This window comes from Roseateles sp., from assembly GCF_039595295.1.
GTDB lineage: Bacteria > Pseudomonadota > Gammaproteobacteria > Burkholderiales > Burkholderiaceae_C > Roseateles.
In genome coordinates, this window is sequence record NZ_JBCNLU010000043.1 from 1 (window position 1) to 13909 (window position 13909).

The following is a 13909-nucleotide window of genomic DNA, read 5'->3' on the forward strand; positions in this document are numbered from 1 at the left end:
CGAGTTGCAATTAACTCGGCGCCCTACGCCGGAGGGTCGGCTTACACGTCGATATTCGCCGCCCGCAGCGCGTTCGTCTCGATGAATTCCCGACGCGGCTCGACCTCATCGCCCATCAGCATCGTGAAGACGCGGTCCGCCTCGATGGCGTCCTCGATCTGCACGCGCAGCAGGCGGCGGACCGTCGGGTCCATCGTCGTTTCCCACAGCTGCTCGGGGTTCATCTCGCCCAGACCCTTGTAGCGCTGGCGGCCCACGCTGGACTCGGCCTGCGTCATCAGCCAGGCCATCGCGGCGCGGAAGTCCGAGACCTTGCTCTCCTTGGCCTTCTCGCCTTCGCCCTTGCGGATCACCGCGTCCTCGCCGACCAGACCCTTGAAGGTCTTGCCCGCCTCGGCCAGCACCTCGTAATCAGCACCGTGGACGAAGTCCGCCGTGATGATGCTCGAGCGCACATTGCCGTGATGACGACGGCTCACGCGCAGCAGCTGCTTGTCGGTGCGGGGATCGCTCTCCGCCGTGACCACCGCGTCGTGCAGCGCCGATTGCAGCGCCGTCGCGGAGATCTCCGCCGCTTCCTTCGTGTCCAGCGCCAGCGTCAGACCCGAGGCCAGCAGGTGCAGCGCCTCGCCGTCCATCCAGGCGGACAGACGCTCGATGACGTTCTGCGCCGCCACGTACTGGCGCGCCTTCGTCTCCAGATCCTCGCCCTTGATCGTTTCGCCCACGCCCAGACCGTTGGGGTGCAGCTCGGCGTCGTTCAGCGCGACCTTCAGCAGGAAGCCGTCCAGTTCGTGGCCGTCCTTCAGGTACTGCTCGTGCTTGCCGACCTTGACCTTGTACAGCGGCGGCTGCGCGATGTAGATGTGACCGCGCTCCACCAGCTCCGGCATCTGACGATAGAAGAACGTCAGCAGCAGCGTCCGGATGTGCGCACCGTCCACGTCCGCGTCGGTCATGATGATGATGCGGTGATAGCGCAGCTTGTCCGGATTGAAGTCGTCGCTGCCGGCGCCGCGGCCGATGCCGGTGCCCAGCGCGGTGATCAGCGTGATGATTTCATTGCTGGTCAGCAGCTTCTCGTAGCGCGCCTTCTCGACGTTCAGGATCTTGCCGCGCAAAGGGAGAATCGCCTGGAACTTGCGGTCACGACCCTGCTTGGCGGAGCCGCCGGCGGAGTCGCCCTCCACGATGTAGATCTCGCACAGCGAGGGATCCTTCTCCTGGCAGTCCGCCAACTTGCCCGGCAGACCCATCCCGTCCAGCACGCCCTTGCGGCGCGTCATCTCACGCGCCTTGCGCGCCGCCTCGCGCGCACGCGCGGCCTCGACGATCTTGCCGCAGATGATCTTGGCGTCGACCGGGTTCTCCAGCAGCCAGTCCGTCAGCTTGCTCGCGACGATTTCTTCCACCGGGCCGCGCACTTCGCTCGACACCAGCTTGTCCTTGGTCTGCGAGCTGAATTTCGGTTCAGGCACCTTCACGCTGATCACGCAGGCCAGGCCTTCGCGCATATCGTCGCCGGTGACGTCGACCTTGGCCTTCTTGGCCAGCTCGTTGTCCTCGATGTACTTGTTGATCACCCGCGTCATCGCCGCGCGCAGACCCGTCAAGTGCGTGCCGCCGTCGCGCTGCGGAATGTTGTTGGTGAAGCAGAGGACGCTCTCGTTGAAGCCGTCGTTCCACTGCATCGAGACCTCGACACCGACGTTGGTGTTCTGGTCCGAAATCTTGTCGCCTTGGGCGTGGAAGATGTTGGGGTTGAGCGCCGTCTTGCCCTTGTTGATGAACTCGACGAAGCCGCGCACCCCGCCCGCGAAGGCGAAGTTGTCTTCCTTGTTGTTGCGCTCGTCGACCAGGCGGATCTTCACGCCGTTGTTCAGGAACGAGAGCTCGCGCAGGCGCTTGGCCAGGATGTCGTAATGGAACTCCGAGTTCGACGTGAAGATCTCGGTGTCCGGCAGGAAGTGCACTTCCGTGCCGCGCTTGTCGGTCTCGCCGACGATCTTCATCGGGCTGATCTCGACGCCATCGCGGACCTCGATCAGGCGATCCTGCGGGATGCCCTTCTTGAACTCGATCTGGTGGACCTTGCCCTCGCGGCGCACCGTCAGGCGCAGCGTCTTGGACAGCGCGTTCACGCAGGACACGCCCACGCCGTGCAGACCGCCCGAGACCTTGTAGCTGTTCTGGTTGAACTTGCCGCCCGCGTGCAGCTCCGTGAGCGCGATCTCGGCCGCCGAGCGCTTGGGCTCGTGCTTGTCGTCCATCTTCACCCCGGTCGGGATGCCCCGGCCGTTGTCGATCACCGAGATCGAGTTGTCCGTGTGGATGGTGATGACGATGTCGTCGCAGTAGCCGGCCAGGGCCTCGTCGATGGAGTTGTCCACGACCTCGAACACCAGGTGGTGCAGACCCGTGCCGTCGGACGTGTCGCCGATGTACATGCCGGGGCGCTTGCGCACCGCCTCCAGGCCTTCCAGGATCTGGATGCTGGACTCGCCGTACCCCGCGCCGTCGGTCTGAGGCGCCGGAGTCGGAGTGTTTTCAGGGGTGCTGTTTTCGCTCATCGGAGGCTATTCAAGGCCGCGTGCGGCCGTTTGTCTGACTGTCTGGAACCCCCGCCCGGCGGGGGCAGGGGGTGCGCAAGGTCCCGCTCCGAGGAGCGAAGCTTGCGAAGCGACCTTAAATCCGCATGGGCATCACGACGTACTTGAAGCCGGTGTGATCGGGGATGCTGAGCAGCGCGCTGGACGAGCTGTCGTTCAGATCCACGCGCACCATGTCCTGCGACATGTTGGACAGCACGTCCATCAGGTAGGTCACGTTGAAGCCGGTCTCGATCTGGTCGCCGCCGTAGTCGATCTCGATTTCTTCCTTGGCCTCTTCCTGCTCGGCGTTGCTCGAGGCGATGGACAGCAGGCCCGGCTCGAAGGACAGGCGCACCGCCTTGAACTTCTCGCTGGTCAGGATGGCCGCGCGCTGCAGCGCCGCCAGCAGCGTCGTGCGGCCCAGGATCACGTGGAAGCGATGGTTCTTGGGGATGACGCGGTTGTAGTCGGGGAACTTGCCCTCGACCAGCTTGGTCACGAACTCCATGCCGCTGAAGCTGAACTTGGCCTGGTTGCCGGCGAAGCGCATCTCGATCGGGGCGCTCTCGTCGTCGCCCTTGCCGCCGTCCTTGAGCAGACGCATCAGCTCCAGCACGGTCTTGCGCGGCAGGATGACTTCCTGTTTGGGCATCTCGGTGTCGGTCTCGGCCTGGGCCAGCGCCAGACGGTGGCCGTCGGTGGCCACCAGCGTCAGGGTCTTGCCCTCGGCCACGAACAGGATGCCGTTCAGGTAGTAGCGGATGTCATGCACCGCCATCGCGAAGTGGACCTGGTTGATCAGGCCCTTGAGCGTCTTCTGCGGGACACTGAACGCGGGTCCGAAGTCGGCCGCTTCCTGCACCAGCGGGAAGTCGTCGGCCGGCAGCGTCTGCAGCGTGAAGCGGCTCTTGCCGCCCTGCAGCGTCATCTTGCTCTGGTTGGAGGTCAGGCTGACGGTCTGGTCCGCCGGCATGGACCGCAGGATGTCGATCAGCTTGCGGGCGCCGATCGTGGTCGAGAAATCGCCCTCGTCGCCCTCGAACTCGACCGTGGTGCGCACCTGGATCTCCAGGTCGCTCGTGGTCAGCTCCACCTGCTTGCCCTGCTTGCGCAACAGCACGTTGGCGAGGATGGGCAGGGTGTGGCGCCGTTCCACGATGCCGGACACCGCCTGCAACGCGGCAAGCACTTTGTCCTGGCTGTCTTTCAACACGATCATGTCAACCTCTCTCCACTGTTGGCTGTTCGGGCGAACGCGGCATTTTCGCTGATCGAGAAGGCCTTTGGCCTCATCCCTTGAGCGTTTGCTCCAGCACGTGCAACTGCTGATTCAACTCGGTGTTCTTCTGACGCTCGCCGCCGATCTTGCGCACGGCATGCAGCACCGTCGTATGGTCCCGGCCGCCGAACAGCTCGCCGATCTCCGGCAGGCTTTTCTGGGTCAGCTCCTTGGCCAGATACATCGCGATCTGGCGCGGCCGGGCGATGCTCGCGGGCCGCTTCTTCGAGTACATGTCCGCGACTTTGATCTTGTAGAAATCGGCCACGGTCTTCTGGATGTTCTCGACCGAAATCTGCCGGTTCTGGATCGACAGCAGGTCCTTGAGCGCCTCGCGCGCCAGCTGGATGTTGATTTCCTTGTGCGAGAAGCGGCTGTAGGCCAGCACCTTGCGCAGCGCGCCTTCCAGCTCGCGCACGTTGGCGCGCACGTTCTTGGCAATGAAGAAGGCCACGTCCTCGGGCATGGGGGCGCCCTCGGCGTCCGCCTTCTTGATCAGGATCGCGACCCGCATCTCGAGCTCGGGCGGCTCGATCGCGACCGTCAGGCCGGCATCGAAGCGGCTGGTCAGGCGCTCGTCGATGTCCACCAGGCCCTTCGGATAGGTGTCGGAGGTCATGATGATGTGCGCCCGCTTGGCCAGCAGCGCCTCGAACGCATTGAAGAACTCTTCCTGCGTCCGGTCCTTGCCGGCGAAGAACTGCACATCGTCGATCAGCAGCAGGTCCAGCGAGTGGTACTTGGCCTTGAGCTCGTCGAAGGTCTTGCGCTGGTAGTTCTTGACGACGTCGGAGATGAATTGCTCGGCGTGCAGATAGAGCACGCGGGCATCCGGACGGTCCTTCAGCAGCGCGTTGCCGACCGCGTGGATCAAGTGGGTCTTGCCCAGGCCGACGCCGCCGTAGATGAACAGCGGGTTGTACATCTGGCCCGGGGCGCCCGCCACGTGCAGCGCCGCGGTGCGCGCCATCTGGTTGGCGCGGCCGGGGACCAGGGTGTCGAAGGTCAGCGAGGTGTTGATGCGATGCCGCGTCGCGCTGGGCGGGACGTTGGGCGTCGAGCCGGGCTGGATCAGGCTGGCGGCGGTCGTCGGGGCGGCGGGGGCCTGAGCCGCCGCCGGCGCGGCCGCGACGGGAGCAGTCGGACGAGCGGCCGCGGCCATGCCGGGCGCGGAGATCGGGGCGGCCGCGGGACCGCCGCGCAGGCCGTGCTGCTGCAGCACCTGGCCCATCGAGGCCCCGGTCGAGCCGGTGCGGGGCAGCGGGGCGATGGCTTCGCGCGGGGCGAGCGAAAGCTCCAGCCGCGCGGGCTTGCCGGCGAGTTCGGTGAGGATGGCCTCGATGCGCCCGGCGTACTGGCTGCGGATCCAGTCCAGCTTGAATCGATTGGGGACGCGCAGGGACACCAGCACGGCCGGTTGGCCGTTCTCTTCCTGCTGGGCCACCTCCGCTGGCGGCAGCGGACGGATCCAGGTATTGAATTGCTGTTCAGGCAGTTCGGCGGCCAAGCGTTCGCAGCCGCGCTGCCACAGCGCCGCCCCTGACAAGTCTGCGCTCATTGTGGAAAACTTATTCTTCGAGCGGCCGGATTGTACCGATCAAAGGCCGCGAAGACCGGGTTATCCACAGATTTTTTGCCTCGGTCAAGTGCTGGTAATCCCCGTGGCGGACTGTCGCCGGATTGACCCGGGAGCAAATCTTTGCTGTAATCGCGGGTTTTCCGGACGCCCGGACGTAGCTGCGTGGGCCTCCGATCTTCGAGCGGCTTCCGGCATCCACTCGATGCCCTCCGTCCGCGGCGCCACAGATGGCGCGAGGCGACGGGAAGTTCCGAGATTTCCTAGAGGTTGAACATGAAACGCACTTATCAAGGCTCCAAGACCCGTCGCGCCCGTACCCACGGCTTCCTGGTCCGCATGAAGACGCGTGGCGGCAAGGCCGTCATCGCTGCTCGTCGCGCCAAGGGCCGCAAGCGCCTGGCCGTCTGAGCGTCGCTTCAGACGCTCTGATCTGCACACCGTGATCGGCCGCATCCTGCGATCGGCCGATTTCGAGCGCGTGCTGGGCACGCCCAGCCGCGCGCGCAGCGCGCACTTCGCCGTGCACCACCTGGCTGTCAGCCCCTCGCTGCCCAAGCGCCGCCCCTCTGGAGCGGCCAACTTGTCCACAGGTGATGCACCGATTCATCCCCAAGCTGTGGATGAATCACGCGATCCGACCGATGCCGCGGCTTCGTCCGCGGCGTTGTCCATTCCGGACGACGCTTCGCACCGGGCGGTTGCAACCCCCGTCGCTCCGATCGCCGAGATCGCAGCCGCGCCGCAAGGCGCCTGGCTGGGCTACGTCGTGCCCAAACGGCATGCGAAGCGGGCGGTCACGCGGGCGCTGCTCAAGCGTCAGATCCGCGCGATCTTCGGCGACCTCGGCGAGCTGCCGCCCGGCCTGTGGGTCGTGCGGCTGCGCAACCCGTTTGATCGCAAGCAGTTCCCCAGCGCCTCTTCGGACGCGCTGCGCGCCGCTGCGCGCGCCGAACTGCAGCAGCTGACCCGCAAGCTGGCGCGCCCTCCGGCGGGCGGCTGAGCGATCCGCCCTCACGGACCCGACGATGGACACCCGCCCCGGCCTGCCGACGCGTCTGCTGATGGGGCTGGTGCGTGGCTATCAGCTGTTGTTCAGCGCCTGGCTGCGTGCCGGGTGCCGCTACAGCCCGACCTGCTCCGCGTACGCGATGCAGGCCTTGCGCCAGCATGGCGCGGCCGCCGGCACCTACATGGCGGTCGGACGGATCCTGCGCTGCAATCCATTCTGTCTGGGCGGACACGACCCCGTGCCTGACAATCCGCCCCGTCTGTTCACCCGACTGCTCGAGCGTCCGTCCCGATGCCGGCCGGGGTCAGCCTCTTCAACCGCCAATCCAAAAGCTTCCCATGACTGATATTCGCCGCACCATCCTGTGGGTGGTGTTCACGATGTCGCTGGTCCTGCTGTGGGACGGCTGGCAGCGGCACAACGGCCAGCCGTCGCTGTTCCACCCGGCCCCCGCCAAGACCGTCAGCGCACCGACCGGCCCCGCGTCCGGCGCGGCCCTCGCCGCGGCCCAACCCGGCGCCGCCGCGACGGCCGCGTCGGGTGTGCCCGCGACCCCCGCCGCCCCGGTGATCCAGAACAAGCTGGTCACCTTCACGACCGACGTCGTCAAGGCCACCATCGACACCCGCGGCGGCAGCCTGGTGCGGGTCGAGTTGCTCAAGCACGCCGACGACACCAACCCCAGCGGCCACGTCGTGGTGCTGGATCCGCTGCGCCAGTACAGCGCGCGCTCCGGCCTGCTGAACGTCCCGAACGCCCCCTCCGACCAGACCGTGCTGACGCTGGTCGACGGTCCGACGGCGCTGCAGGACGGCCAGGACGCGCTGACCGTGCGTCTGGAAGGCGAGCAAGGCGGCGTCAAGCTGGCCAAGACCTACACCTTCAAGCGCGGCGACTACGCCATCGGCGTGCGCCATGAAGTGACCAACCAGGGCGCCGCCGCGGTCACGCCGCAGCTGTACCTGCAGCTGGTGCGCGACGGTCACGTCGACCACACCGGCCCGTCCTTCGCCCCGTCCTCGTTCGCGGGCCCGGCCCTGTACACGGACAAGGCGAAGTACCACAAGCTGTCCTTCGACGACCTCAAGAAGGGCAAGGCCGAATACGAGAAGAACGCCGACGACGGCTGGGTCGCGATGGTCCAGCATTACTTCGTCAGCGCCTGGCTGCGCAACGAAGCGGGCCCGCGCGAGTTCAACGTCCGCCCGCTCAACGAGAACCTGTACACCGCCGGCATGGTGATGAACTTCGCCTCGATCGCGCCGGGCGCGACGGGCAAGCTCGACGACGTGCTGTACGTGGGTCCGCAGGAAGAGAAGAAGCTGGAAGACCTGGCTCCGGGCCTGGAGCTGGTGAAGGACTACGGCATCTTCAAGATCCTGTCCAAGCCGCTGTTCTGGCTGCTGGATCTGCTGCATCAGCTGCTGGGCAACTGGGGCTGGGCGATCATCGTGCTGGTGGTGCTGCTGAAGGCCGCGTTCTACGGCCTGAACGCCAGCGCCTACCGCAGCATGGCCAAGATGAAGGCGGTGAACCCGCGCATCCAGGAGCTGCGCGAGCGCTACAAGGACAAGCCCCAGCAGATGCAGCAGGAGATGATGCGCATCTACAAGGAAGAGAAGATCAACCCGCTGGGCAGCTGCCTGCCCATCTTCCTGCAGATGCCTTTCTTCATGGGTCTGTACTGGGTGCTGCTGTCCAGCGTCGAGATGCGCGGCGCCCCCTGGGTGCTGTGGATCCACGACCTGTCCAAGCCTGACAGCCTGTTCGGTCACCTGCTCGGCGCCCCGATCGGCCCGCTCCCGTTGCTGATGACGCTGTCCAGCCTGCTGCAGGTCTGGCTGAATCCGCAACCGGCCGATCCGGTGCAGGCCAAGATGATGTGGATCATGCCGCTGGCCTTCAGCGTGATGTTCTTCTTCTTCCCGTCCGGTCTGGTGCTGTACTGGTTGGTGAACAACATCCTGTCGATCGCCCAGCAATGGATGATCAACAAGCGCCTGGGCGTGATGGACCCGGTGATGAAGAAGTAACTTCTTCACGTCCCTCGGAAGAGCCCCCGCAGCCCGGGGGCTTTTTTTTGGCCGCGCGGAGCGATTAAATCCGGTCCATGCGGGGATCGCTCCCCGGGCCGCGCCGGCATCGCCGGGGCGCCCGGGGCCGGAGGTCAGAGACGTCGGTCATGAGCACCGGCGGCGACGCCTGCCCCGCGCCATTCCAGATCGCTTCACCTCGCACCCGAGCGAGGCGGCGGGCGGCACGACAGTCAACGAGCGATGTCCCTGCGGGGCCAGCGGCCGGTCATTGGGGAGCATGCAGTTGAACGAGAACACCATCAGCGCGCCGCCGTCGCGCGTGCGCGAGCGCACACCCGCCGAGATGCCCGAGAACGCGCGCTCCCATGACGCCCTGGCGGACGGCCACACGGACGGCCACACGGACGCCCACGGCGCCACGCATCCGTATCAGCCGCGCGTGGCGGTGCTGCTGCCCTGCTACAACGAGGGGCTTTCGATCCGGCGCGTGGTGGAGGATTTCCGCCGCCATCTGCCCGACGCGACGATCTTCGTCTACGACAACCGTTCCACCGACAACACCGCCGCCGAGGCGCGCGCCGCCGGCGCCGTGGTGCGCCACGAGCCCTGGCCCGGCAAGGGCAATGTGGTGCGGCGCATGTTCGCCGACATCGACACCGACATCTACGTGATGGCCGACGGCGACGGCACCTACGACGCCTCGATGGCGCCGATGCTGGTGCAGCGCATGGTCGACGCCCACCTGGACATGGTGGTGGGCACGCGCCGCGGCGTCTACGACAACGCCCACCGCGCGGGTCACGGCTTCGGCAACCGGCTCTTCAACGGCGTGTACCAAACCCTGTTCGGCCGCCTGTTCACGGACATCTTCTCGGGTTACCGGGTGTTCTCGCGCCGCTACGTGAAGAGCTTCCCGGCGGTGGCCGCCGGCTTCGAGATCGAGACCGAGATGTCGGTCCACGCCAGCCAGCTGCGCATGCCCATCGAGGAGCACCCCACCGAGTACGGCAGCCGCCAGGAAGGCAGCGTCAGCAAGCTCAACACGGTGCGGGACGCGCTGCGCATCCTGCGCACGCTGGTGCTGCTGTTCAAGGAAGTCCGCCCGGCGCGCTTCTACGGCACCATCGCCGGCGTGCTGGTCTTCGTCGCGCTGGTGCTGGGCGGCCCGCTGCTGCTGACCTTCATCGAGACCGGCCTGGTGCCGCGTCTGCCGACCGCCGTGCTGGCCACCGGGCTGGTGCTGCTGGCGGGCATCGCGATGACCTGCGGGCTCGTGCTGGACAGCGTCTCGCGCGGGCGGCTGGAGCAGAAGCGCATGGTCTACCTGGGACTGACGCAGTTCCGGTCCCGACCGCGGACATGAAGCTCAGCCTGCCCGGTGCCGGTTTCGCGCGCTTCGTACTCGTGGGCGGCACGGCCTTCTGCATCGACGCCGGCCTGACCCTGCTGCTGATCCACCTCGGCCTGCCGGCGAGCCTCGCCCGCATTCCCGCCATCGGCATCGCGATGGTCTTCACCTGGCTGGCCAACCGGCGCTTCACCTACCGTGTGCAGACCCGCCGCAGCGCGGCCGAGGCGCTACGCTACGGCGCCGTCGCGGTGACGATGGCGCTGCTGAGCTACCTCCTGTACCGCCTGTTCCTGAACGCGGGCCTGAGCCCGTTCCCGTCCATCGTCGGCGCCACCGCGCTGCAGACCGGCATCAGCTACTTCGCTTACAAGCGATTGGCCTTCCGTCAGACATGAACCCCTCCGCCTCCACCTTCGCGGCCGCACCGCCCACCCTGCCTGCCCTCAGCCCCACCCGGCTCGATCGCTGGCTTTGCGGGCTGGCCCTGGCGATCGGCCTGATCGGCGCGCTGGCCTTCTGGTCCGCCCGCGGCAGCCTGTGGGAGGACGAGATCATCGCCATCACCCACGGTCTGCAGTCGCTCGGCTCCTTCCAGTCGGAGATGCTGCGCAACGACATCCATCCCTTCTCCTGGTTCCTGGTGCTGAAGGGATGGAGCGCGCTGGCGCCGGCGTCGGACCGCTGGGCGCTGGGGAGCTCGCTGCTGTCCGCGGCGCTCAGCGCCTGGGCGGTGTATCGCGTCGCGCTGCGCCATGGCGGCGCGAGCGCGGCCCTGTGGGGGGTGGCGCTCTACTGCGTGCAGCCGACCTTCGCCTGGGAGGCCGGCACGCTGCGCATGTACAGCTTCGTACCGCTGCTGGCCGTGTGCAGCTGGGCCATGGGTCGCCAGCTGCTGCGCGAGGGCTCTTGGCGGCGCGGCGCGCTGCTCGTGCTGGTGCAGTTGCTGCTGGCCTACAGCCATGCGATCGAATTCCTGTTCGTCGGTCTGATCGCGCTGAACACGCTCTGGCTGGAGTGGGAACACACCGGCGGCGCCGCCCGCTGGCGCTGGCTGCGCTGGCAGGCGCTGACGCTGGTGTGCATGCTGCCCCTGCCGCTGAGCGCGCTGGCGCGCGGCACCGAGCCGCTGATGGGCAGCGACTGGTACGCCGTCCTGCACTATCCGGCGGCGATCGTCGCGGGCTGGCCGCTGGAGAACGACCGGGGCTTCCTGATCGCGGGCGGACTGGTCTTCCTGGCGATGGCGGCCCTGGCGCTGCCGGGCCGCGATAGCCGCCGGCTCATGCTGGGCGTGCCGGTGCTGGGCCTGGCGGCGGCGCTGGTGATCGGGCTCTTCGGCAAGCCGCTGTTCAAGTCTCCGGTGTTCGCGGCCAACCTGCTGCCTTTCCTGGCCATCGCGGCGGGACAAGGCGCCGCCCGGCTGACCGCGCCCGCGGCCAAGTCCGGCGCGGCGGTATTGCTGCTCTTCCTCGCGGCGGCCACCATTCCGTGGTCACAGCGTCAGCTGCCGGGCGAGAACTACGCCTCCGCGGGCCGCACGATCGCGCTGTTCGCGCGACCCGGCGACGTGGTGGTGGTGCCCAACGTGAGCGTTTACTGGGGCGTGATGCGCTACGCGGCGGATGCGCAATGGGGCCGGCCGCTGGAGATCCTGCCGCCGGACAACGCGGCCTGGCAGGCGCTCAAGCGCAAGCTGGGGCCGGAGTGGACGCGGCGGCTGTCGCTGGAGCAGCGCTCCGATCGTGTCGTCATCAAGGGCATCACCTACATCGTGGGCGAGCCGCGCGACGTCGCCGCCCCGGCGGGCGGCAGCGTATGGCTGGTCCAGCGGGCGCGCTATGCGTCCGCGCTCGAGCTCACCGCGCCGGCGCGCCGCTTGCAGACGCAGTGGTTCGGCAAGGAGCTCAGCCTGCAGCAGCTGCAGGCGGATCCGGCCGGCGCCACCCGCTACGAGAATCCCGCGCGTCCCTGACCGCTTGCTGCTGAAGCCGCGCCGGTCAGACTGCGGGAAGCCGCCTCAGCGGGGCTGCGAGACAATCGCGCCCATGCTGTCCCGCCACCAGGATCCCATCGCCGCCATCGCCACCGCGCCCGGACGCGGCGCCGTGGGCATCGTGCGCGTCTCCGCGCCGCAAGACCTGACCCCGCTCGTGACGGCGATCTGCGGCCGGGCGCTCAAGCCGCGCGAGGCCACCTATCTGCCCTTCCGCAGCGCGAGCGGCGAGGCCATCGATCACGGCCTGGCGCTGCTGTTCCCGGCGCCGCATTCCTACACCGGCGAGCACGTGCTGGAGCTGCAGGCCCACGGCGGCCCGGTCGTGCTGCAGCTGCTGCTGGCGCGCTGCCTGGAGGCCGATCCGGCGCTGCGCATGCGCCTGGCGGAGCCGGGCGAGTTCACGCGACGCGCCTTCCTGAACGGGAAGCTGGACCTGGCCCAGGCCGAGGCGGTCGCCGACCTGATCGATGCCAGCACCGAGGCCGCGGCCCGCAGCGCCGGCCGAGCCCTGGCGGGCGCGCTGAGCGGCGAGGTCGGCGGTCTGCGTGACGCGCTGATCCAGCTGCGCATGCTGGTCGAGGCGACGCTGGATTTTCCCGAAGAGGAAATCGATTTCCTCGAGCAGGCGGACGCTCTTGGCAAGCTGCGTGGGCTGCTGGCGCGGCTGGAGACGCTGGTCGATCGCAGCCGTCAGGGCGCGATCCTGCGCGAGGGCATCAAGGTCGTGCTGGCCGGGCAGCCGAACGTGGGCAAGAGCTCGCTGCTGAACGCGCTGGCGGGCGCGGAGCTGGCCATCGTCACGCCGATTCCCGGCACCACGCGGGACAAGCTCAGCCAGACCATCCAGATCGAAGGCGTGCCGCTGCACATCAGCGACACGGCGGGTCTGCGCGACACCGAGGACGAGGTCGAGCGCATCGGCGTGGCGCGCAGCTGGGATGCGATCGCGGATGCGGATGTGGTGCTGTTCCTGCACGACCTGACGCGTGTCGGCCACGCGGACTACGAAGCGGAGGACGCGGAGATCCGATCACGTCTGGTCAGCGTCGATCCGAGCCGGATGCTTCAGATCTACAACAAGGCCGACGCGCAGTCGCCGGCGGCCTTGCCGGAGGGGGCGCTGACCTTGTCGGCGAAGACGGGCGAGGGCTTGGATGCGCTGCGTCGACGGCTGCTGGAGCAGGTCGGCTGGCACGCGGTCCCGGAAGGCTTGTTCATCGCCCGCGAGCGGCATGTTCAGGCGCTGCGCCGCACGCGCGAGCACGTGGAGCTGGCACTTCAGCAAGCCGCCGTGAAGCCGGCGGCCCTGGACCTGATGGCCGAGGAGCTGCGCCTGGCGCATGACGCGCTCGGCGAGATCACCGGCGCGTTCACCGCCGATGACCTGCTGGGGGAGATCTTCAGCAGGTTCTGTATTGGGAAGTGACGGGGGCCGGCGATCACGAGAACTTGCGCCGGACCGCCCTGGCGGCGACGCACTCGAGCGGCCTTTCCGTCCCTCAATGCCCCTCGAAGTCCACCAGCGAAAACACCTTCAGTCCGCCCTCCCGCAAGCGCTTCGATCCGCCCAGCTCCGGCAGGTCCACGATGGCCGCGCCCTCGATGACCTGCGCGCCCAGCCGCTCCAGCAGCCGCTTGCCGGCCATCATCGTGCCGCCGGTGGCGATCAGGTCGTCGATCAGCAGCACCCGGTCGCCCACCTTCACCGCGTCGGTGTGCATCTCCACCGTGGCGCTGCCGTACTCCAGCTCATAGGTCTCCTGCACCGTCGTGAACGGGAGCTTGCCCTTCTTGCGGATAGGCACGAAACCGACGTTCAGCTCATACGCCAACACCGAGCCGATGATGAAGCCGCGCGCGTCCAGACCCGCGATGGCATCGGGCTTCTCGTCGAAGTAGCGATGCACGAACTGGTCGATCAGCAAGCGGAACGCGCGCGGGTTGGACAGCAGCGGCGTGATGTCGCGGAACTGCACCCCCGGCTCCGGCCAGTCGGACACGGTGCGGATCTGCTGCTTGAGGAATTGGACGGCATCTTGCATGGGCGCGATTGTCGCGCCCGTCGCCG

General features: G+C 67.6%; 12 protein-coding genes. 8 read left to right on the top strand and 4 right to left on the bottom strand.

What is annotated here, in order from left to right; all coding sequences use genetic code 11:
* Nucleotides 1-41: 41 nt before the first annotated feature.
* From gyrB to dnaA, 3 genes are all read right to left on the bottom strand, one after another.
* Complete coding sequence (gyrB, locus tag ABDW59_RS21295; RefSeq protein ID WP_343632884.1) at nucleotides 42-2570, bottom strand: DNA topoisomerase (ATP-hydrolyzing) subunit B; 2529 nt, start codon at nucleotides 2568-2570, stop codon at nucleotides 42-44.
* Between the two features lie 115 nt (nucleotides 2571-2685).
* Nucleotides 2686-3810, bottom strand: coding sequence for a DNA polymerase III subunit beta (gene dnaN, locus ABDW59_RS21300; protein WP_343632886.1), 1125 nt, complete (start codon nucleotides 3808-3810; stop codon nucleotides 2686-2688).
* Between the two features lie 70 nt (nucleotides 3811-3880).
* Nucleotides 3881-5428, bottom strand: a complete 1548-nt coding sequence (gene dnaA, locus ABDW59_RS21305; RefSeq protein WP_343632888.1) for a chromosomal replication initiator protein DnaA — start codon at nucleotides 5426-5428, stop codon at nucleotides 3881-3883.
* A gap of 294 nt (nucleotides 5429-5722) precedes the next feature.
* Between dnaA and rpmH the strand changes: the two genes are divergently transcribed.
* From rpmH to mnmE, 8 genes are all read left to right on the top strand, one after another.
* Nucleotides 5723-5857: a 50S ribosomal protein L34 gene (gene rpmH, locus ABDW59_RS21310; RefSeq protein WP_067065970.1), complete on the top strand. Its 135-nt coding sequence runs from the start codon at nucleotides 5723-5725 to the stop codon at nucleotides 5855-5857.
* Between the two features lie 31 nt (nucleotides 5858-5888).
* Nucleotides 5889-6449, top strand: a complete 561-nt coding sequence (locus tag ABDW59_RS21315; protein ID WP_343632890.1) for a ribonuclease P protein component — start codon at nucleotides 5889-5891, stop codon at nucleotides 6447-6449.
* Between the two features lie 43 nt (nucleotides 6450-6492).
* Nucleotides 6493-6804 (top strand): membrane protein insertion efficiency factor YidD, encoded by a 312-nt coding sequence (yidD, locus tag ABDW59_RS21320; RefSeq protein WP_343632939.1) that lies wholly within the window; start codon nucleotides 6493-6495, stop codon nucleotides 6802-6804.
* Entirely contained in the window at nucleotides 6797-8491 is a 1695-nt protein-coding gene (yidC, locus tag ABDW59_RS21325) for a membrane protein insertase YidC (RefSeq protein WP_343632892.1), read from the top strand. The genes yidD and yidC overlap by 8 nt, the downstream gene beginning before the upstream one ends.
* A gap of 286 nt (nucleotides 8492-8777) precedes the next feature.
* Nucleotides 8778-9857, top strand: coding sequence for a glycosyltransferase (locus ABDW59_RS21330; RefSeq protein WP_343632894.1), 1080 nt, complete (start codon nucleotides 8778-8780; stop codon nucleotides 9855-9857).
* Entirely contained in the window at nucleotides 9854-10240 is a 387-nt protein-coding gene (locus ABDW59_RS21335) for a GtrA family protein (protein WP_343632896.1), read from the top strand. Before ABDW59_RS21330 ends, ABDW59_RS21335 begins: the two co-directional genes overlap by 4 nt.
* Nucleotides 10237-11817 (top strand): hypothetical protein, encoded by a 1581-nt coding sequence (locus ABDW59_RS21340; RefSeq protein WP_343632898.1) that lies wholly within the window; start codon nucleotides 10237-10239, stop codon nucleotides 11815-11817. Before ABDW59_RS21335 ends, ABDW59_RS21340 begins: the two co-directional genes overlap by 4 nt.
* Before the next feature lie 73 nt (nucleotides 11818-11890).
* Nucleotides 11891-13267 (top strand): tRNA uridine-5-carboxymethylaminomethyl(34) synthesis GTPase MnmE, encoded by a 1377-nt coding sequence (gene mnmE, locus ABDW59_RS21345; protein ID WP_343632900.1) that lies wholly within the window; start codon nucleotides 11891-11893, stop codon nucleotides 13265-13267.
* 73 nt (nucleotides 13268-13340) lie between these two features.
* Here the strand turns inward: mnmE and ABDW59_RS21350 are convergent, their stop codons facing one another.
* The gene (locus tag ABDW59_RS21350) at nucleotides 13341-13883 is read right to left on the bottom strand and encodes an adenine phosphoribosyltransferase (RefSeq protein WP_343632902.1); all 543 of its coding nucleotides are present in this window, start codon (nucleotides 13881-13883) and stop codon (nucleotides 13341-13343) included.
* Between the last annotated feature and the right edge of the window lie 26 nt (nucleotides 13884-13909).

What these genes read in the sequence shown, in the direction of transcription:
- gyrB (WP_343632884.1), bottom strand. Translation starts at nt 2,570, where the DNA reads ATGAGCGAAAACAGCACCCCTGAAAACACTCCGACTCCGGCGCCTCAG.
- ABDW59_RS21340 (WP_343632898.1), top strand. Translation starts at nt 10,237, where the DNA reads ATGAACCCCTCCGCCTCCACCTTCGCGGCCGCACCGCCCACCCTGCCT.
- ABDW59_RS21335 (WP_343632896.1), top strand. Translation starts at nt 9,854, where the DNA reads ATGAAGCTCAGCCTGCCCGGTGCCGGTTTCGCGCGCTTCGTACTCGTG.
- yidC (WP_343632892.1), top strand. Translation starts at nt 6,797, where the DNA reads ATGACTGATATTCGCCGCACCATCCTGTGGGTGGTGTTCACGATGTCG.
- dnaN (WP_343632886.1), bottom strand. Translation starts at nt 3,810, where the DNA reads ATGATCGTGTTGAAAGACAGCCAGGACAAAGTGCTTGCCGCGTTGCAG.
- rpmH (WP_067065970.1), top strand. Translation starts at nt 5,723, where the DNA reads ATGAAACGCACTTATCAAGGCTCCAAGACCCGTCGCGCCCGTACCCAC.
- ABDW59_RS21350 (WP_343632902.1), bottom strand. Translation starts at nt 13,883, where the DNA reads ATGCAAGATGCCGTCCAATTCCTCAAGCAGCAGATCCGCACCGTGTCC.
- dnaA (WP_343632888.1), bottom strand. Translation starts at nt 5,428, where the DNA reads ATGAGCGCAGACTTGTCAGGGGCGGCGCTGTGGCAGCGCGGCTGCGAA.
- mnmE (WP_343632900.1), top strand. Translation starts at nt 11,891, where the DNA reads ATGCTGTCCCGCCACCAGGATCCCATCGCCGCCATCGCCACCGCGCCC.